This window comes from Proteiniphilum sp. LBM24028 (assembly GCF_056629195.1).
This window is the reverse complement of record NZ_CM152817.1, coordinates 476465-496141: the sequence shown is the minus strand read 5'-3', so window position 1 is coordinate 496141 and position 19677 is coordinate 476465. Positions and strand designations below refer to the sequence as shown.

The following is a 19677-nucleotide window of genomic DNA, read 5'->3' as shown; positions in this document are numbered from 1 at the left end:
ACATCCATCAACTCTTGAAAGACAAACGATGAAAATACGGAGTAAAAGTATCCTGCCTCTGCTGATCATTACCGTTACGCTTGGTGCGTATGCGCAAGGTAGCGGTTGCGACTGTAGCATTGCACCGGTACAACTCACCTGTGAATATCTGGCGAACCCTTCCGGGCTGGATGTGAAGCAACCCCGTTTTAGCTGGAAGCTGCAGGCTGCAGACGAGGCTGCCCATGGACAGCGGCAAACAGCCTACAGGATTCTGGTCGCCGGTTCACGGCAGCAACTCGACAGCCACAGGGGCGACATGTGGGACTCAGGCTGGGTGCCGTCGGATGCCATGCAGCTGATCAAATACAACGGTAAACCGTTGCAGTCTGATCGCCGATACTTCTGGAAGGTGTCGGTAAAAGATGAAAGGGGAAACGAATCCGGTCTCGGTGAGGTAGCCGAGTGGAGTACCGGCCTGTTTACCCGGCAAGAGTGGACGGCGAAGTGGATCGGCACGGGAGAAGCTTATGACCCGGCAGAAGGAGGCAATAAGATGCAGGACCCCTGGTTCCGGAAGACATTCGACCTGGATGAGAAGCCTTCCAAAGCCACCCTCTTCGTAGCATCGGTGGGGTATCACGAGGTGTATGTGAACGGGCAGAAAATGGGCGATCACCTGCTTGCTCCTGCCGTCACCGATCATACCAAACGGGCCCGCTATATTGCCTATGAAATCGCTCCGGCACTGGAGCAGGGAAACAATGTCATTGCATTGTGGCTGGGGACCTCCTGGTCCATTTATGCCCCCTACGCCACCGCCGACAAGCCACGTGCGCCCATTGTGATTGCGCAGGCCGATCTCTTTGATGAAAAAGGGAAAAAATCGAGACGTATTACAACCGATGAAAGCTGGAAAACTTATCCGAGTCCCAATAAGCTGACCGGCAACTGGGGTTTTGGTGTGGGAGGTTACGGCGGTGAGATCTGGGATGCCCGCAAGGAGGTGAAGGGATGGAATCTGGCCGGCTACGACGATCGTACATGGGAACATGTCCATGTTTTTACACCCGCTCTCGCATTGTCGGCTCAACAAGTCGAAACCAACCGGATGATTGATGAAATTAAACCGGTCGACATAGAAAGTCGCCCCGACGGCTCCTACAGGATCGATATGGGCGTTAATTTCGCCGGAGTAACGGAGATCCGGGTGAAGGGTAATCCCGGGGATACGATCCGTTTTTCGTTCTCTGAACGAGCACAGGAGGAGATGACCTTCAATCTGCAGAGTGCCTATGTAATGGGCACCTCGGGGGAAGGTCTCTTTCAGAACCGGTTCAACTACATGTCGGGCCGGTGGATCACCATCAAGGGCGCTTCATCTCCTCCCCGGAAGGAGGATATCAAAGGGTGGATGGTACGAACCGGTTTTGGAGATGCAACCACCTTTGCCTGTTCCGATTCATTGCAGAACTGGATTTACAATACTGTAAAATGGACCTTTGAGAATTTGTCGCTCGGTGGATATATCGTAGACTGTCCCCAGCGGGAACGATTCGGCTACGGAGGCGACGCGCACGCCACCTCCGAAACGGGGCTGCTAAACTATAAACTTGGCGCCTTTTACAGCAAATGGCTGGAAGACTGGCGCGATGTGCAGGGTACCGAGCCAATGGTTGGCAACATGAACAATCCGGACTGGGCACGCAAGCAGGAAGGCAGCGGCCGCTACCTGGGCGGAGGCATCCTGCCGCAGACGGCTCCCACCTATCACGGGGGCGGGGGTCCCGCCTGGGGTGGCATCGTGGTCACCCTCCCCTGGTTTATCTACCAATATCACGGCGACACGGAGGTGCTGAAAGGGAATTTCGAAATGATCAGAAGTTGGCTGTCTTTTCTGGACACACATGTTGAAAACAATATGCTGAAGCGATACGGCGGGAAGTGGGATTTCCTGGGAGACTGGCTCTGGCCGGGAGCGACAGCCGCGGGGATGAATAATTATTCCGAAGAGAACCTCTTTTTTAATAATTGTTATTGGGTCCATAACCTGAAAACAGCGGCACGGATCGCCACCCTGACCGGCAAAACCGTGGAGGCGCAAAAATGGCAACACCAGGCGGAAGCAGCTGCTAAGGCGATCCACACAAAATATTACCTCCCCGATGATCATAATTATGCCGATGGAACCATGCGAAGTCTGGCTGCTGCACTTTACGGCGATATCATGCCGCCGGCAGAGCGTATCCATGTCATGAAGAGACTGGAAAAAGAGATCCTTGTCCACCGGAAGGGACATATCGATGTGGGTATAACCGGTGGTGCCATGCTTTTTAAGGTGCTGCGTGAGGAGGGTCGTGATGACCTGATATACTCCATGGCATCACAAACAACCTATCCGGGTTGGGGTTATATGCGGGAGCATGGTGCCACCACCATCTGGGAGATGTGGGAGAAAGATCTTCCGGGCCATTCCCTCCTGCACAGTTCCTATCTCTATCCCGGCGCATGGTACATCGACGGAGTGGCAGGTATACGCAAGGATGCCGGGGCTCCGGGTTACCGGAATGTGCATATCAGGATACCCCGGCTGACCGAATCGCAGGTCTCGTGGGCACGTGCCGATTTCGACTCACCGACGGGCCTGATCCGCTCCTCATGGAAACGCACAAAGGGAAGATTAACACTGGAGGTGACCGTTCCTCCCAACTGTCGCGCTACGGTGTGGTTTCCCGATGAAGCAGGTAAAGAGGTAAAGGAGGATTCCGGCCTGTCAAGGCGGAAGGATAAAAAGGAAGGATACATTTTGTTTGAGATCGAGGCAGGGACTTATCAATTTACAAACTGAAAACTGCTTTTCTCACAACATATTTTTGTCTTACCCAATTTATTCAATCACGAAAATTCAGCATTCTCAAGGAAATACAATCTAAACAAGAAAAGAATCGTATGAAGAACATCTACTTACTAATCGGTCTCCTGTCTGTCGCTCTGATGGCCGGATGCGGGAAAGCACAAACAGAAGTAGTCTCCTTAAACGTGGAGATGCAGGAAAATCCGCAGGGTGTGGCAGCCACCCACCCCCGTTTCTCGTGGCAAATCAGATCGGCCTTGTCCGATGTGGTGCAGCTAAGCTATCAAATTCAGGTTGCATCTTCTGAAAATGACCTGAAGAAGGAACAGAACCTGCTGTGGGACTCCGGTGTCGTTGAAAGCGATCTGTCGGTGCTTATCCCCTATGCCGGCGAGAAGCTTCTATCGCGTAAATCCTACTTCTGGCGGGTGAAGGTGACCACCAACAAGGGAGAGACAGCCTGGAGCAATACCGGACACTGGAACATGGCCCTGCTTGATAAGGCCGAGTGGCAGGCCCGATGGATTGGAGAAGACTCGCTCTCCAACCCGGAAGAAACAATGAAGGGAAATACACGACTGGCTGCCCGTTACCTGCGCAAACCTTTCACTGCCGGAAGACAGGTAAAACGGGCCATGCTCTACATTTCGGGGCTGGGCAGCTACGAAGCCTACCTGAACGGGGACAAGGTATCGGACGACGTTTTTGCGCCCACAGTCTCCTGGTATCCTGAAAGGGTCTACTACAACGTGTACGATGTCACATCGCTGGCAAGAAAAGGCGATAACCTGCTGGCCGTGAAGCTGGGCAACGGTCGCTATTTCGGCATGAGAGAGTCGCCCACACAATTGTTCGGGCTCCCCCGTCTGCTGGCACAGCTGGAACTGGAATATGGCGACGGTACATCGGACCTCATCGTGAGCGATGCATCCTGGAAGGTGACCTCCAAAGGTCCCATCATTGCCAACAACGAGTTCGACGGGGAGGAGTATGATGCACGACTGGAAATAAAAGAATGGAACAGGGCAGGATTCGACGACAGCCTGTGGCAGCCGGTAGATCTGATGGCCGAACCGGGGGGCGAACTCACCGCCCAGCCCAATCCCAATATCAGGGTTATGGAAGAGATTGCTCCCGCAGGGATCACCGAACTTGCCGACGGCAGATATATTCTCGACATGGGACAGAACATGGTGGGCTGGCTGCGGATGACAAACCTAAAAGGGAAAAAGGATCAACCTGTGACTTTTCGTTTTGCCGAACTGCTGAACCCCGACAGCACCCTCTACCTCGCCAACATACGCAGTGCCAAGGTGACCGACCGGTATATTCCCTCCGTGGATGGCCTATTCAGCTGGGAGCCCTCGTTCGTTTACCACGGATTCCGCTTCGTGGAGATCACCGGACTGGTAGAAAAGCCGGCGTTGCAAAACTTCACCGGCAGGGTCATTTACGACCAAATGGAAACGACCGGAAGTTTCGAGACAAACAATGAAATTATCAACCGGACATTTAAAAATGCCTATTGGGGCATCCGGGGAAACTACAGGGGAATGCCCACCGACTGCCCCCAGCGCGACGAGCGGCAGGGGTGGCTGGGCGACCGTGCAACGGGCTGCTTCGGTGAAGCATTTGTATTCAACAATGCACATCTCTATGCCAAATGGTTGCAGGATATCGAAGATTCTCAAAGTCCCGAAGGAAGCGTCTCGGTGGTGTCACCCCGCTACTGGACCATCTACAACGATGACGTGACCTGGCCGGCAGCCTGGTTCTACGGAGCAAAGATGTTGTGGCAACAGTATGGCGACACGGCACCCATATTCCGGCACTATGCTTCCATGAAGCATTACCTGGAACGTATTCAGCAGGTATCGATGCAGGATTACATCATCACCAAAGATACGTATGGCGACTGGTGCATGCCTCCCGAACGGCAGGAGCTGATCCATTCGGCCGATCCCTCACGGAAAACGGCGGGACCCGTATTGAGCACCACCATGTATTACAGCCTGCTGAACCTCATGGTTGAATTTGCTGAACTCACCAACAATCGTGAAGACGTACCGGGATTTCTTGAGCTGGCCGGAAAAATCAGGGATGCCTACAACCGCACCTATTTCAATGCTGATTCTGCAAGGTACGACAACAATACCGTCACCGCCAACATTCTCTCGTTGCAGCTTGGCCTGGCGCCGGAAGAATCAAAGGCAGCGCTCTTTGAGAACATCGTGCAGAAGACAGAGGTCGATTTCGGCGGCCACGTCAGCACAGGTGTGCTAGGCATCCAGCAGCTGATGCGGGGACTCACCCAACACGGCAACGTGGACCTTGCTTACAAGATTGCCACCAACACCACCTACCCCAGCTGGGGCTACATGATTGAAAAAGGCGCCACCACCATCTGGGAACTCTGGAACGGAGACACGGCCGATCCTGCCATGAACTCGGCGAACCATGTGATGCTACTGGGCGATCTGCTGATCTGGTATTACGAAGATCTGGCCGGCATTAAAAACTATCCGGGCACTGTGGCTTACAAGAAGCTGTTGATGGAACCCCATTTCCCGGAAGGACTATCGCATGTGAAAGCATCCTATGACTCCGTGTATGGAGAGATAAGAAGTGAATGGTCTAAAACAGGCGATAGCTTTGACTGGGAGATATCAATCCCCGCCAACACATCAGCCATTGTCCGACTGCCCCGGGAAATGCACATCGCCACACCGGAAGGCGAAGGCGTGAGAAGCGTCAACCAGACCGATACCGGCATTGAGATTGAATTGGGTTCGGGAACATACCGCTTAACGGGAAATTCCTGATTCCTGATTCCTGATTCCTGATTCCTGATTTTTCAATCCTCGTCGGTGACACAACCCTGTGAGGCATCCTTTACCAGTTTGGCATACTTGTAGAGGATGCCTTTTGTTACGCGCAGCGGAGGCTGTATCCAGGAAGAACGTCGCCGTGCAATCACTTCATCCGGTATTTTCACATCAATGCTGTTATTCACCGCATCGATCACGATCAGATCATCGTCCTCCACCAGACCGATCAATCCCCCTTCAAATGCCTCCGGGGTAATGTGTCCCACCACAAACCCATGGGTGCCGCCACTGAAACGGCCGTCGGTGATCAGAGCGACCGAGTTGCCCAGCCCGGCGCCAATGATGGCAGAAGTGGGCTTGAGCATCTCCGGCATACCGGGAGCCCCCCGAGGTCCTTCATTTTTTATTACCACCACGTCACCCGCTCTGACACGACCATTCGCAATTCCGGCAATAAGGTCTTTCTCCCCATCAAACACACGGGCAGGCCCTTCGAACCGTTCCCCTTCCTTGCCGCTGATCTTGGCTACACTCCCCCGCTCGGCCAGGTTGCCGTAAAGGATCTGCAGGTGACCGGTAGGCTTTAGCGGCTTCTCCAACGGATGGATGATATCCTGCTCTTCAAAATCGAGATCGGGAATGTTCGCCAGATTCTCTGCGATAGTTTCTCCGGTCACCGTCATACATTCCCCATGCAACATCCCCTTCTGCAACAAATATTTCATCACCGCCGGTACCCCATCCTTTTTGTGCAGATCTTCCATCAGATATTTGCCACTCGGCTTGAAATCGGCCATCAGCGGCACCCTGTCGCTAAAAGACTGGAAATCATCCAGTGTCAGTTCCACTTCCACAGCGCGTGCCATGGCCAGCAGGTGCAGTACGGCATTGGTGCTTCCTCCCAGGGCAATTACAAGGGTGATGGCATTCTCAAATGCTTTGCGGGTCATGATATCTCTTGGCTTGATATCTCTTTCCAATAGCAAACGGATATATTTTCCGGCGTCCAGACACTCCTGCCTCTTCTCCTTGCTGATGGCAGGATTGCTGCTACTGAAGGGTAGGCTCATCCCCATGGCCTCGATGGCGGCGGCCATGGTGTTGGCTGTGTACATGCCACCGCAGGCGCCCGGTCCCGGACAACTTCGCTTCACAATCTCCTTAAAATCCTTCTCGTCGAGCTTCCCGGCAATCTTCCGACCCAATGCCTCAAAAGCGGAAACAATATTCAGATCCTCCCCCTTGTAATGCCCCGGGGCAATGGTGCCGCCATATACCATGATGGCCGGCCGGTTCAGACGTCCCATGGCAATCAATGAACCCGGCATATTCTTGTCGCACCCCGGCACGGCAATCAGCGCATCGTAGTATTGCGCGCCACAGACTGTTTCAATCGAGTCGGCAATCACTTCACGACTTACCAGTGAATAACGCATACCATCCGTTCCGTTGCTCATACCATCACTCACACCGATGGTGTGAAAGATAAACCCGGCCAGGTCATACTTCCATACTCCTTTCTTGATCTCCAGGGCCAGGCTGTTCAGATGCATGTTACAGGGATTTCCATCGTAACCCATGCTCACGATGCCCACCTGCGCTTTTTTCAGATCCCCCTCACTCAGGCCCAATGCATAGAATTGGGCCTGCGCAGCAGGTTGTGTGGGATCCTGGGTAATTGTCCTTGAATAGCTGTTTAAATCTTTCATCGCGTGAAATAAACATATTTCCGGAAGATATTATTTATAATCGATATAAATTAACGAAATAATCTGCTTTTTTTGATTACTTTATATTAAATAGGTTGTTTCTTAACTTTTAATCGCCAAATTTTGCAGAAAGTGGTTAACTACACCTTGTAATTGGTGAGGATTGGTAATTTAGGCGAAATATATCGGCATGCAACGCGCGTAATGAAGGCAAACATTCTGCACAGGCCAGGCAGAACCATCGGGAAAATTTTTTCTTTATTTTTATTTTAATCAACTAATTATTAGCATGATGAAACATATTTTTTTCATTTTGCCGCTGATTTGTCTCCTCTTTTTAGCGTGCGAAGGAGAAACTATTGACCCTGCTCGGGCAAGTAAGAGCATCAAGGTGACAGCAGAAATTGAAAGGGTGAAGACGCGTCTTTCGGGCTCCACATGGGAGAAAGGCGACGGTATTGGCATTTATATGATCAAGTCGGGTATGCCCCTCGGCAGCACAGCCCTTGCTAAGAACGTGCATTATCGATATGATGAAACCGGTATTTTTACACCCAGAAACGAGTCGCAGACAATTTATCTGCCATTTAACGGTTCGAATGTCGATTTTATCGCCTACTATCCCTATCGGGAAGCGTTAACCGACTTTATCTTTTCAATAGATCTCACGGTACAATCGAAACAGGCTGCTCTCGACCTCATGTATGCAGACAATGTGAAAACCAAAAACATGACCAATCCCAACGTGAACATGATTTTCTCCCACCAGCTTTCCAAGATTGTACTGCAGATTGCTCATTACAGAAATATCGACTTGAGTGAGCTCTCGGTTATCCTTACCAACGTGCCCACCAAAGCTTCATTTAACCTGGTGGACGGCACCCTTGCAAGTTTTCCGGAAACCGAAGACATCGCCTTGGCTATCAGCAGTGACGGCACCGTGGCAGAGGCCATTCTGTTACCGGGGAGCGACCTGTCGGATAGTAAATTGTGGTTTGTGGTCGGCGACAACGAACAGGTCTACCACTCGGTACTGCCTCCGAATATCACAGCAAATCCATTGGCATCATCTACCCTGCACAACCTGAATGTCACCCTCTACACCGAAGAAGAGAGAGCCGTCATTGAACCGGGAAGTATTACACCCTGGACTACACCGCCTTCCGAAACGGTCACTGCCGACCGTACCGAGAGCGCTCCTCCCGCAATAAAAGGGTCGATCAGTCATCCCTATACCGTAGCGCAGGCTATGGAGGCACAGGGAAAAAATGATGTCTGGGTGAAAGGATATATTGTGGGAGCCTTTAACAGCTCCATCAATAAGTTTGTCACCGACACCACCGGGCAGGTGAAAACCAATATCGCCCTGGCTGACAACATGAACGAGACAGTGATCAGCAACATGATCCCGGTGAATTTCACCTTGACCTCAATTAAAAACGCCCTGAACATCGTGGATAACCCGGCAAACATCAGCAGGCATGTCTATATCCGGGGTGATCTGGCCACTTATTATTCCGTGGCAGGAATGAAAAATGTAGATGCTTACCTGTTTATGGACTAAAAGTGTAAACAAAATGTTCCTTACGGCTGTTTGCTTATAAACCGGCAAAAATGAGTAAAACAGCCTGCAAAAATAAAAAACTGATCGTGAAAGAAGGAGCACAGTTCACCTGTAAGAAGTGCGATGCCACGGTGAAGAAGGAAAGACATGCCTGTAAGCCAAAGAAAATAAAAAAGGAAAATTAAATGGATGAGATCGGGAAACTGCATCCGAACAACGTGCGCGGAATTTTGAAATTCGCCAACGACCGGAATATATTTCTGCTGAACGGGTTCCCCGCAATCGTCGAGAACCTCTCGTACAGGAACATCTTTTCAGCCGGTTAATATATTTTACTCGTTGCAAATATCAATATTTTTGACTATTTACGTAATCAAGAATAATAACGCAATAAATGTTGCAGATAAAGCCGGTCTTCGTAAGCAACGGGCAGAAAATATCGTGGACGAGGTAAATACACTTGTTAGCGAATCATGAAAAGTGCCACGCATCTTTTCAAATTCTGATCGCAAATCATTGAAAAGTTTTCGCCGGTGCCGGGTTAGGCGCTTTCCACATCAAAAGCGCCCTTGCGATGGCATGCTCCACGATGGGGCCCATGACGGCATAACCGGCAAGGTTGGGATGGACACCGTCTTCAGATAGTTCCTTGGGAAGGCCATCACGCTCGTCTGCCATGGCGGTAAAGAAATCGCAATAGACCACTCCGTGTGTATCGGCATACTGCTTAAGGCGTTTGTTCAATTCCACAATCTTCGGCGCAGGCTCCAGCCCGGTACGCCATGGATAGTCGTATGCCGGAAGAACAGAGCAGATTACAACCTGTATACCGTGAGCCTGTGCCAGCTCTGCCATAGAGTGAATATTATCCTCAATCATCTCCAGGGTGGAGGGGCCAGTATTGCCTGCGATATCATTTGTACCGGCAAGAATCACAACCACCTTTGGAAAGAGTTTCACTACATCCTGTCTGAAACGAAGCAACATTTGCGGAGTAGTCTGTCCACCAATACCCCGGTTAATGTAGTTTCGTCCGGCAAAAAATTCGGGAACACGCTCTATCCATCCCTGGGTAATGGAATTTCCCATAAACACTACCCTGTCATCGCACATTCTGGCAGGGCCTAACTTTTCGTTATCGTCCCTGAAACGATTAAGATTTGCCCAATCCTGGGCTTCAGTTATAGTTATCCAACACATAATCGATGCAAGCAGCAGAAATATTTTTTTCATATTTACTAAAGTTAATTGTTTTATTCATACTTTTTCTCATGATAACATAATTCGGCAAAACAAATAAATATGTTCTGCACTTACTTAATGAAACGAGCATGAATTACGAAGTAATCGACGTAGTCAAAACCGTTACACGCAAGAATATGATTATTTGCGAGTTCCATACACCAACAAGAAAAAAATAAAATAATCGTATGAAAATATTCATTATTTACTTTCAAAGGTATCACATGGAACTCGCCTTAATCATGTTTTTGTAATATAAATGATTATAGTGCTCGTTTCACTGATCAAGCTGAATCGTCAAAATTAGTTATAAAAATCTATTTTGAAGCCACTGTTCATCGGTTTTTTCGCTCGATTGGTCGATAAGTAACCCTAAAAAAACTAAAATAGTCTCTTAACATTCTGTCAGGTCAGGTTTAAATGGGTAAATTTGGGCAAATTTCTTTTATCACATGAATAAAAAAAGCAAAATTATTGTTTTCAGCTCTATTGCTGTTTTGATACTGGGTATGGCCTTTTTTCCGACAATCAAACAGCGTTTTGCCTCAGACGACCGTAAGGTTGCTTCGGGTCAACGCACCACAGCCGGCATAGCCGGACGGACAGAGCTGGCTGTCAATGCGACCATTCTGCAACCCCAGACATTGAATAACCTGTTTCGTATTACTGGTGTACTGCTGCCCGATGAGGAGGTAGACCTGACATTTGAGTCGTCCGGAAAGATTACCCATATTTATTTCAGCGAAGGAACATTTGTACAGGAGGGCACCCTCTTGGCAAAGGTGAATGATGCTCCCTTGCAGGCTGAACTCAAAAAGCTGGAAGCGCAGTTGCCGCTGGCCCAAGATCGTCTGTTCCGGCAACAGACCCTGCTGGAAAAAGATGCTATCAGTCAGGAAACATATCAGTCCGTGTTCACCCAGCTGGAAACCCTCAAAGCCGAGATTGAACTGGTGAAGGCACGTATCCGCCAAACAGAGCTGCGGGCACCTTTCAGTGGCATGATAGGTCTACGCCAGGTGAGTGAAGGTACCTATGCTTCACCTTCCGTGGTGGTGGCCAGCTTAACTAAGATATCACCTCTCAAGATCGAGTTCTCCCTCACCCAAAATTTTGTGAATATGATCAGACCGGGAACAGAGATTACCTTCACGGTAGAGAATAATCTGGAGGTATACAATGCATCGGTCTATGCCGTGGAGTCACGTCTCGATGTACAGACACTCAGCCTGTTTGCCCGGGCACGTTACGCAAATGCCGACGGAAAAATAAAACCGGGCCAGTCGGCCGGTATACGCATCAAGCTGGACCAGATTGACAATGCCATCGTGATACCGAGCATCTCCACAGTGAAGGAGATGGGACGAGACATTACCTATGTCTATAAAAGCGGGAGAGCAAAAGAGGTGGAGATTATCACAGGCATGCGCACCTCTTCCTCGGTGGAGGTTGTAAACGGACTCTCCGTAGGTGACACGTTGCTGACTACCGGCGTGATGCAGCTTCGCAGCGGTATGCCGGTAAGAATAGACCAAATGGTTTCTAACAATGCAGATTAAATCGTATGAATTTTTCTGAACTTAGCATCAAACGGCCGGTACTGGCTACGGTGATGGTGTTGGTCATCATCATCTTTGGCCTCATTGGATATACAAACCTGCCGGTACGCGAGTTTCCCAGCGTAGATAATCCCGTCATCACAGTATACGTCTCCTACCCCGGTGCAAATGCCGAGGTGATCGAGAACCAGATTACCGAACCTCTTGAGCAGAATATCAACGGCATCCCCGGGATCCGTTCACTTGTGAGCCGCAGCAGCCAGGGCAGCTCACGTATCACTGTGGAGTTTGAGTTGAGCGTCGACATGGAGACTGCAGCAAATGACGTACGGGATAAGGTATCTATTGCCCAGCGTTACCTGCCGCGCGACACTGATCCGCCAACGGTTTCCAAAGCTGATGCCGACTCCGATCCGATCATGCAGATTACCGTTCAGAGTCCGCTCCGATCACTACTGGAGCTGTCGGAGATCACCGACCTCACCGTGAAGGAACGCCTGCAGACCATCTCTAACGTAAGTGCGGTGGAGATATGGGGCGAGTACCGATATGCCATGCGACTTTGGCTCGATCCGCTTCGAATGGCTGCCTACAATGTCACACCCATGGATATCAAGAACGCCCTCGACAGGGAAAATGTGGAGTTGCCTGCGGGTAGCATCGAGGGCGACCACATAGAGCAATCGATCCGTACCATGGGGTTGATGCAGACACCTGAAGATTTTAACAATCTTATTCTGATTGAGGATAATTTCCGTATTGTTCGTTTCAAAGATGTGGGTTATGCGGAACTGGATGCGGCCGACAGGCAAAACATTCTCCGCAGGAACGGCGTACCGATGGTGAGTTGTGTAATCATCCCACAACCGGGAGCCAATCATATCAACATTGCCGATGAGGTAAGGGTGCGCATGGACCAGATGAAAAAAGACCTCCCGGAAGATGTGATTCTCGATGTGGCTTTCGACAACACAAAATTCATCCGGGCCTCCATTTCGGAAGTACAGACAACAGTAATCATTGCTTTTATCCTGGTGGTCTTCATCATCTTTGTCTTTTTGCGAAACTGGCGGGTTACCCTGATTCCGGCGGTAGTAATTCCCATATCCCTCATTGGTATTTTCTTTGTGATGTATCTCGCCGGCTTTTCAATCAACGTCTTGTCGATGCTCGCCGTAGTGCTCGCTGTGGGTCTTGTGGTGGACGATGCGATTGTAGTAACCGAGAACATCTTCCAGAAGGTAGAGTCGGGAATGGATCCCACGGAAGCATCCATTGCCGGCTCCAAGGAGATCTTCTTTGCTGTGATATCAACCACCGTCACGCTGGTGGCCATTTTCTTTCCGATTGTATTCCTTGAAGGGATGACAGGGAGGTTGTTCCGTGAATTCAGCATTGTGATATCGGGAGCAGTAATCATATCTTCCTTTGTGGCCCTCTCATTCGTACCCATGCTCTCTTCCAAGCTGCTGAACCGAAGAAGGAAGAAAAACAGATTCTACGAAAAAACCGAGATTTTCTTTTCCGGAATGAACCGTTTTTATGAAAAAGGACTTCATTCGTTTCTCCGTCACAAATGGCTTGTCCTGCCCATTCTGATTATCTCGACCCTGTTGATCGTACTGCTCTGGAATATTCTTCCCTCCGAGATGGCACCACTTGAGGACCGTTCTCAGGTGATAATCCGCAGTTCCGCACCCGAAGGGGCCACCTTTGAGTTTGTACGGGATTACACCGACCGCATCTCGGCCATTGCCGACTCAATTGTTCCCGAGAGAGAATCGAATATTATATTTACCCGCAGTAACTTCAGCATAGTACGTCTGGTGCTGCCCGACATCAGTGACAGAGAACAAAGCCAGATGGAGATCGCCGCTAAGCTAGCACGCGGTGTGCGCGATGAAACGGCTGCGCGTGCATTCGTGCAGCAGCAGTCCACCTTCGGCGGACGTCGTTCAGGCATGCCAATACAATATGTGCTGCAGGCACCCAATATAGAGAAGTTACAAGAATTCATTCCTCCCTTTATGGAAAAGGTAAATCAAAGTCCTTACTTTCAGATGGCCGATGTGGATTTGAAATTCACAAAGCCCGAAACCAGAATCATCATTGATCGTGACAAGGCGGCCTTGCTGGGGGTAAGCACCCGCGACATCGGGCAGACACTGCAATATGCCCTGAGTGGGCAACGGATGGGCTACTTCTACATGAATGGCAAGCAATATCAGATACTGGGAGAAATAAACCGTCAGCAGCGTAATACACCGGTAGACCTGAAAACCATTTACATCAAAAACAACAACAGACAGATGATCCAGATGGACAATCTGGTAAAGCTGGAAGAGTCGGTAGCACCTCCACAGCTTTATCGATACAACCGTTTCAATTCGGCCACTATATCCGCGGGTCTTGCTCCGGGTTATTCGTTGGGGGAAGGACTGGAAGAGATGGACCGCATTGCGGCAGATGTACTCGACGAGAGTTTCAGGACAGCGCTTGAAGGTGAATCGAGAAACTTCAGGGAGAGCTCATCGAGTCTATTGTTTGCCTTCGGACTTGCAATCATTTTAATCTTTCTGGTTATGGCTGCTCAGTTTGAAAGCTTCAAAGATCCTTTTGTGATCATGTTCACCGTGCCCATGGCACTCTTCGGAGCCCTTCTGTTCATGTGGATGTTCGGTGTGACCATGAACATCTACAGCCAGATTGGTATCATCATGCTGATCGGGCTGGTTACCAAGAATGGCATTCTCATGGTAGAGTTTGCCAACCAGCGACAACAGGCAGGACTCAACAAACAGAAAGCAATCATTGAAGCCTCCCTGCAACGCTTACGACCCATTCTCATGACAAGCATCTCCACGGTGCTCGGCCTATTGCCGCTGATGTTTGCCAGCGGGGAGGGTGCCAATGGCCGCATTGCCATGGGTACTGCCGTGGTGGGAGGTTTGCTGACATCCACGCTGCTCACTCTTTTCGTGGTTCCGGTGATGTACATCTATTTCTCTACCGACAGGGAAGTCAAAGAAAAGAAGAAAAAAGAAGAAAAATTGCGCAATGTATAAACGAATAATAAAAACAGGATTATTTGTCTGGCTCCTGCTTCCCTCCCTCGTGCTGTCGCAGGAGGTGATGAGTCTGCAGGAATGTCTGCGAACAGGATTGGAAAACAATTACGGATTGCAGATTACCCGCAACGAAGCAAGGATCGCTAACAACAACGTCACACCGGGTAACGCCGGATTTCTTCCGGAAGTGTCACTCAATGCCGGTTACAACCTGCGCAGCAGCAATAGTGACCAGTTTCCCGCTGAAAATGGAGAGACAGTACAGACACGAAATGCAGCCACGGGCACTACCGATGCAGGAGTAAACCTCAACTGGACGCTCTTTGAGGGATTTCGTGTACAGACCAACTACAAACGTCTGCAGGAGCTGCAAACGGCCGGTGAACTAAACATCCGTATGGCAGTGGAAAATTTCATTGCGGATCTCACGGCGGAATATTATAATTATGTGCAACAGCAGTTGCGCCTGGGCAATCTCAAATATGCAGTGGCTCTTTCCAGGGAGCGGTTGCGGATTGTGGAAGCCCGCTACCAGGTGGGCTCACTCTCACGGCTCGACCTGCAGCAGGCTCGTGTTTACTTCAATGCCGACAGCTCTCTGCTGATTCAACAATATGAAACTCTTCACCGTTCCCGTATTCTGTTGAATGAGATGATGGGTGGCGACGTAAACCGCTTTTTTACCGCAAGTGATACTACCATCCGGTTCAACCCGTCCCTATCAAAGGAACAACTGATCGATGCCACCTTGCGGCATAACACCGGCCTGCTTCTCACAGAAATGAACAAGCGGTTGAGCGAACTGGAACTCAAAAGTCTGCAAAGCCGTAACTATCCTTATCTGCGTCTGAATGGAGGCTATGGCTTTACACACTATAACTACAACCGCGGCACACTCGAACGACAACGCAACTGGGGACCTACAGTGGGGATGACACTAGGATTTACCCTCTTCGACGGTTTCAACCGTAAACGGGAACAGAAAAACGCGAGATTATCCATCCAAAACAGCGGGCTCAGGGTAGAGCAGCACAAACTGGCACTGCAAAGCGATTTCGCCGGGATGTGGATTGCCTATCAGAATAATATTGAATTGACCAGCCTGGAGCTGGAAAGTCTCATTAACGCAGAATTAAACTACGAAATCGCCATAGAACGCTATAAAATCGGTGATTTGTCGGGACTCGAACTCAGGGAAGCACAGAACAGCCTACTGGAGGCAGAACAGCGTCTTCTGACTGCTCAATATAATACCAAGTTATTTGAAATATCACTTCTCCAGATCAGTGGCAATGTGATATCATATCTTGAAAATGACATCAGCAACAGGTAAAAATGGAGCATTATCAATTATTCCAAAAGTCTCCTGCCCGCTCCCATAGGTGAAGAGCTCCATCTATTCAAAAAAACGCATAAAAAGGGAAAGATATACTTTCTTTTTTGTAACTTTGTATATGTTTAAACTCACTTAAAAATCAGCAGACAGGGTTTAAAATTTCCAACAGGATTTTCCAATCAGAAGCCGAACGACAAAAACATAATACATACTATGGACAAAATTCAGGAACTCACCTCCAAACTCTATTCCGAAGGAGTGGAAAAGGGCAGGGAGGAGGCCGGTAAAATTATTGCAGAAGCCAACGCTGTGAAAGTACAGATATTGAACGAGGCAAAGGCAAAAGCAGGAGAAATTATCTCTGCAGCAGAAAAAGAAGCCGCAGAATTAAAGAAACATACCGAAGCGGAGTTGAAACTTTATGCAACCCAATCATCAGAAGCGCTCAAATCGGAAATTACCAATCTGGTAACCGACAAGCTGGCCACCATGAACGTAAAGGCAGCCACTGCCGACAAGTCATTCATGCAGGAACTGATTGTGGAGCTGGTGAAAAACTGGGCAGAAAACGGAAAATTAACAATCGCTACCAGCGATGCTGCCTCACTGGAGTCTTACATAGCTTCCAACGCGAAAAAATTACTGGATGAGGGCTTAAATATTGAATCGGTGAACGGCCTCGAAACGGGCTTTATCCTTTCACCCGCAGATGGTTCCTATAAAGTAAAGTTCGGCGAGGCCGAATTCATCGCCTACTTCAAGGAGTTCCTGCGTCCCGCTATCCAAAAACTGCTTTTTCAGGTTTAACATATGCTCTTCAAAAACCAATATTATTATTTTGTTGCCGGACTGCCCGATTTCTCATTCGACAGCATGAAGCTTCCCTTTACCGCGGAGGAGTTTATGGAGATGCTGAACGAAGTATTAAAGCAGGACGACAGGAAACTTTTGAACAGATATTTTCTGAAGTACGACAATAACAACCTGCTTAACTTGTTGAAAGACAGAAACGCGTCCTTCAACCTGAAGGGTAGACTTTCCCGTGAGGAAATACTCGATATAGTTTCAAAAGTAAAGGAAGAGCTTCCGCTCAAGGGTTCAAAAATACCTCCCTACTTCGAAGATTATATCAAAAGATGGTTGGGAGAGGAAAATCCACATGAAGGAGGCCATCTTTGGGAAGACATGCTTTCTTCCCTCTATATGGACTACGGCATGGAGATAAAAAATAGTCTAATGTCGAGGTGGTTTGAGCTCAACCTGAACATTGGGAATTTGCTTACTGCCGTGTATGCCCGCAAGTATGGGATGGATGTGGCAAAATATATCGTGGGCAACAACAAGCCGGCACGTACGATTCGCGAAAATGCTCATACACGTGATTTCGGCCTTTCCCGCGAGCTGGAGTACTTCGATACGCTACTCCGGATTTCCGAAGAGCCCGATATATACGATCGTGAACGCAGGCTTGATAAGTTCCGCTGGGACTGGCTTGAAGAGAATACCGTTTTCGACTACTTTAACATCGAATACATCTTTGCCTTTCTCTGTAAACTTCAGATACTGGAGCGCTGGGTGCAACTCAATGCAGAAGAAGGAGAGCGTGTTTTCCGGGATCTGATCAAAAATCTGAAAAATGAAACAAAACTACCGGAAGATTTTTAACAAGTGCGATCTGGTCGTACATCTTCCATATGAAGCAGAATTCCTGCTTTCTGACAATTGTGACAGATCAGACCGATTTTAGCGATAGAATAAAAAATTATATATGTTAACAAAAGGAACAGTAAAAGGAATCATATCCAACCTGGTCATTGTGGAGGTGGATGGACCTGTTGCACAGAATGAGATCGCTTACATTGACCTGGGTGGCACCAAACTGATGGCAGAGGTCATCAAGGTGGTGGGCCGGAATGTCAACATTCAGGTATTTGAAAGTACCCGCGGGCTGACCGTGGGAGCGGAAGTGGAATTTCAGGGTCACATGCTTGAGGTGATTCTTGGTCCGGGTCTTCTGCAGCGCAATCTCGACGGCCTGGAAAACGACCTTGACAAGATGGAGGGGGTATTCCTGAAAAGAGGAGACTACACCTTCCCGCTGGATAAGGAGAAATTGTGGCACCTCAAGCCGCTGGCAAAGGTGGGAGACAATGTTACGGCTGGCTCCTGGCTGGGTGAGGTGGATGAAAACTTTCAACCCCACAAGATTATGGTCCCCTTTGCGATGAAGGGCAACTATACCATAAAAAGCATCGTTGACGAAGGGGATTACAATATATTCACCACCGTGGCTGTGGTAACAGACCGCGAAGGCAATGAGACCGAAATCAATATGGTACAACGCTGGCCGGTGAAGGTGGCAATCACTGAATACAAGGAAAAACCCCGGCCTTTTAAGCTGCTGGAAACCGGCGTACGTTCAATTGACACGCTGAATCCCATCGTGGAAGGAGGAACAGGATTTATTCCGGGTGCCTTCGGAACGGGGAAGACGGTACTACAACATGCCATTTCCAAACAGGCGGAGGCCGACATCGTGATCATCGCTGCCTGCGGTGAGCGTGCCAACGAGGTGGTTGAGATCTTTACCGAGTTCCCTGAACTGGTAGATCCGCACACGGGCCGCAAGCTGATGGAACGTACCATCATCGTGGCAAACACTTCCAATATGCCGGTTGCCGCCCGTGAAGCATCTGTATATACGGCAATGACCATCGGTGAGTATTACCGTTCCATGGGATTGAAAGTATTGCTGATGGCCGACTCCACCTCCCGCTGGGCACAGGCGCTACGTGAGATGAGTAACCGACTGGAAGAATTACCGGGTCCCGACGCTTTTCCGATGGACCTGTCGGCGACCATTTCCAACTTTTACGGCCGTGCCGGGCATGTGAAGCTGAATAATGGTGCAGAGGGCTCAATCACCTTTATTGGTACAGTATCACCTGCCGGAGGAAACCTCAAGGAGCCGGTGACTGAGAACACCAAGAAGGTGGCACGTTGCTTTTATGCGCTGGAGCAGGAGCGGGCCGACAAAAAGCGTTATCCCGCCATTAACCCGATAGAATCATACTCCAAGTATTTCGAATATCCGGAGTTTGAAAAATATATTTCAGATCATATCGCCGAGGACTGGACAGAGAAGGTAAGCGAAATAAAAACACGCCTTCTGCGCGGCAAGGAGATCGCCGAACAGATCAATATCCTGGGCGACGACGGTGTACCTGTGGAATATCATATCACCTTCTGGAAATCGGAGCTGATCGATTTCATCGTACTACAGCAGGATGCTTTCGACGAGGTGGATGCGGTCACCCCCATTGAACGCCAGAAAAATATTCTGGATATGGTTGTGGATGTATGCCGCACCGATTTTGAATTCGACAACTTCAACCAGGTTGCCACCTTTTTTAAGGAACTGATTAACATCGGCCGACAGATGAACTATGCCGAGTTCAAATCTGAAAAATTCAACCAATATCAAACACAATTACGAGAACTGACAAAAAAAAACTCGGCGGTTGTCCGGTAGTAATTT

The 19677-nt window shown here is 49.2% G+C and carries 12 protein-coding genes and 1 pseudogene; 11 read left to right on the top strand and 2 right to left on the bottom strand.

All coding sequences use genetic code 11. The annotated features are described in order from the left end of the window. Nucleotides 1–28 precede the first annotated feature (28 nt). Together AC1HCU_RS01900 and AC1HCU_RS01895 are read left to right on the top strand one after the other, a co-directional pair. On the top strand, nucleotides 29–2827 hold the full coding sequence (locus AC1HCU_RS01900) for a family 78 glycoside hydrolase catalytic domain (protein ID WP_480368354.1): 2799 nt from the start codon (nucleotides 29–31) through the stop codon (nucleotides 2825–2827). 101 nt (nucleotides 2828–2928) lie between these two features. Then, nucleotides 2929–5655, top strand: coding sequence for an alpha-L-rhamnosidase (locus AC1HCU_RS01895; RefSeq protein WP_480368351.1), 2727 nt, complete (start codon nucleotides 2929–2931; stop codon nucleotides 5653–5655). A gap of 32 nt (nucleotides 5656–5687) precedes the next feature. Here AC1HCU_RS01895 and ilvD read toward each other — a convergent pair whose 3' ends face one another. Then, nucleotides 5688–7370, bottom strand: coding sequence for a dihydroxy-acid dehydratase (gene ilvD / locus AC1HCU_RS01890; RefSeq protein ID WP_480368348.1), 1683 nt, complete (start codon nucleotides 7368–7370; stop codon nucleotides 5688–5690). Nucleotides 7371–7659: 289 nt separating this feature from the next. Here ilvD and AC1HCU_RS01885 point away from each other — a divergent pair, with 289 nt between their 5' ends. The 3 genes and pseudogenes from AC1HCU_RS01885 to AC1HCU_RS01875 form a co-directional block, all read left to right on the top strand. Continuing rightward, nucleotides 7660–8934: a fimbrillin family protein gene (locus AC1HCU_RS01885; RefSeq protein WP_480368346.1), complete on the top strand. Its 1275-nt coding sequence runs from the start codon at nucleotides 7660–7662 to the stop codon at nucleotides 8932–8934. Between the two features lie 50 nt (nucleotides 8935–8984). After that, nucleotides 8985–9119, top strand: a complete 135-nt coding sequence (locus AC1HCU_RS01880) for a hypothetical protein (protein ID WP_480368343.1) — start codon at nucleotides 8985–8987, stop codon at nucleotides 9117–9119. Further along, nucleotides 9120–9260: pseudogene (locus AC1HCU_RS01875) on the top strand (hypothetical protein); the annotation flags it as partial. A gap of 187 nt (nucleotides 9261–9447) precedes the next feature. Here AC1HCU_RS01875 and AC1HCU_RS01870 read toward each other — a convergent pair. Further along, nucleotides 9448–10167, bottom strand: coding sequence for an SGNH/GDSL hydrolase family protein (locus AC1HCU_RS01870; RefSeq protein ID WP_480368341.1), 720 nt, complete (start codon nucleotides 10165–10167; stop codon nucleotides 9448–9450). Between the two features lie 461 nt (nucleotides 10168–10628). Between AC1HCU_RS01870 and AC1HCU_RS01865 the strand changes: the two genes are divergently transcribed. The 6 genes from AC1HCU_RS01865 to AC1HCU_RS01840 all read left to right on the top strand — a co-directional run bounded on the left by AC1HCU_RS01865 (nucleotide 10629) and on the right by AC1HCU_RS01840 (nucleotide 19671). Continuing rightward, nucleotides 10629–11735: an efflux RND transporter periplasmic adaptor subunit gene (locus AC1HCU_RS01865; protein ID WP_480368338.1), complete on the top strand. Its 1107-nt coding sequence runs from the start codon at nucleotides 10629–10631 to the stop codon at nucleotides 11733–11735. A gap of 5 nt (nucleotides 11736–11740) precedes the next feature. Further along, complete coding sequence (locus AC1HCU_RS01860) at nucleotides 11741–14800, top strand: efflux RND transporter permease subunit (protein ID WP_480368335.1); 3060 nt, start codon at nucleotides 11741–11743, stop codon at nucleotides 14798–14800. After that, nucleotides 14793–16136 carry a TolC family protein gene (locus tag AC1HCU_RS01855; protein WP_480368333.1) on the top strand — a complete coding sequence of 448 codons (1344 nt, stop codon included), beginning with the start codon at nucleotides 14793–14795 and terminating at the stop codon, nucleotides 16134–16136. The genes AC1HCU_RS01860 and AC1HCU_RS01855 overlap by 8 nt, the downstream gene beginning before the upstream one ends. Before the next feature lie 216 nt (nucleotides 16137–16352). Then, nucleotides 16353–16946, top strand: a complete 594-nt coding sequence (locus AC1HCU_RS01850) for a hypothetical protein (protein WP_480368330.1) — start codon at nucleotides 16353–16355, stop codon at nucleotides 16944–16946. A 3-nt stretch (nucleotides 16947–16949) separates the two neighbouring features. Then, nucleotides 16950–17804: a DUF2764 family protein gene (locus AC1HCU_RS01845; protein WP_480368328.1), complete on the top strand. Its 855-nt coding sequence runs from the start codon at nucleotides 16950–16952 to the stop codon at nucleotides 17802–17804. A gap of 103 nt (nucleotides 17805–17907) precedes the next feature. Beyond that, nucleotides 17908–19671: a V-type ATP synthase subunit A gene (locus AC1HCU_RS01840; RefSeq protein ID WP_480368326.1), complete on the top strand. Its 1764-nt coding sequence runs from the start codon at nucleotides 17908–17910 to the stop codon at nucleotides 19669–19671. Nucleotides 19672–19677: the final 6 nt, after the last annotated feature.

Excerpts from the sequence above, each read along its gene's own strand:
- AC1HCU_RS01900 (WP_480368354.1), top strand. The coding sequence starts at position 29 with ATGAAAATACGGAGTAAAAGTATCCTGCCTCTGCTGATCATTACCGTT.
- AC1HCU_RS01895 (WP_480368351.1), top strand. The coding sequence starts at position 2,929 with ATGAAGAACATCTACTTACTAATCGGTCTCCTGTCTGTCGCTCTGATG.
- ilvD (WP_480368348.1), bottom strand. The coding sequence starts at position 7,370 with ATGAAAGATTTAAACAGCTATTCAAGGACAATTACCCAGGATCCCACA.
- AC1HCU_RS01885 (WP_480368346.1), top strand. The coding sequence starts at position 7,660 with ATGATGAAACATATTTTTTTCATTTTGCCGCTGATTTGTCTCCTCTTT.
- AC1HCU_RS01880 (WP_480368343.1), top strand. The coding sequence starts at position 8,985 with ATGAGTAAAACAGCCTGCAAAAATAAAAAACTGATCGTGAAAGAAGGA.
- AC1HCU_RS01870 (WP_480368341.1), bottom strand. The coding sequence starts at position 10,167 with ATGAAAAAAATATTTCTGCTGCTTGCATCGATTATGTGTTGGATAACT.
- AC1HCU_RS01865 (WP_480368338.1), top strand. The coding sequence starts at position 10,629 with ATGAATAAAAAAAGCAAAATTATTGTTTTCAGCTCTATTGCTGTTTTG.
- AC1HCU_RS01860 (WP_480368335.1), top strand. The coding sequence starts at position 11,741 with ATGAATTTTTCTGAACTTAGCATCAAACGGCCGGTACTGGCTACGGTG.
- AC1HCU_RS01855 (WP_480368333.1), top strand. The coding sequence starts at position 14,793 with ATGTATAAACGAATAATAAAAACAGGATTATTTGTCTGGCTCCTGCTT.
- AC1HCU_RS01850 (WP_480368330.1), top strand. The coding sequence starts at position 16,353 with ATGGACAAAATTCAGGAACTCACCTCCAAACTCTATTCCGAAGGAGTG.
- AC1HCU_RS01845 (WP_480368328.1), top strand. The coding sequence starts at position 16,950 with ATGCTCTTCAAAAACCAATATTATTATTTTGTTGCCGGACTGCCCGAT.
- AC1HCU_RS01840 (WP_480368326.1), top strand. The coding sequence starts at position 17,908 with ATGTTAACAAAAGGAACAGTAAAAGGAATCATATCCAACCTGGTCATT.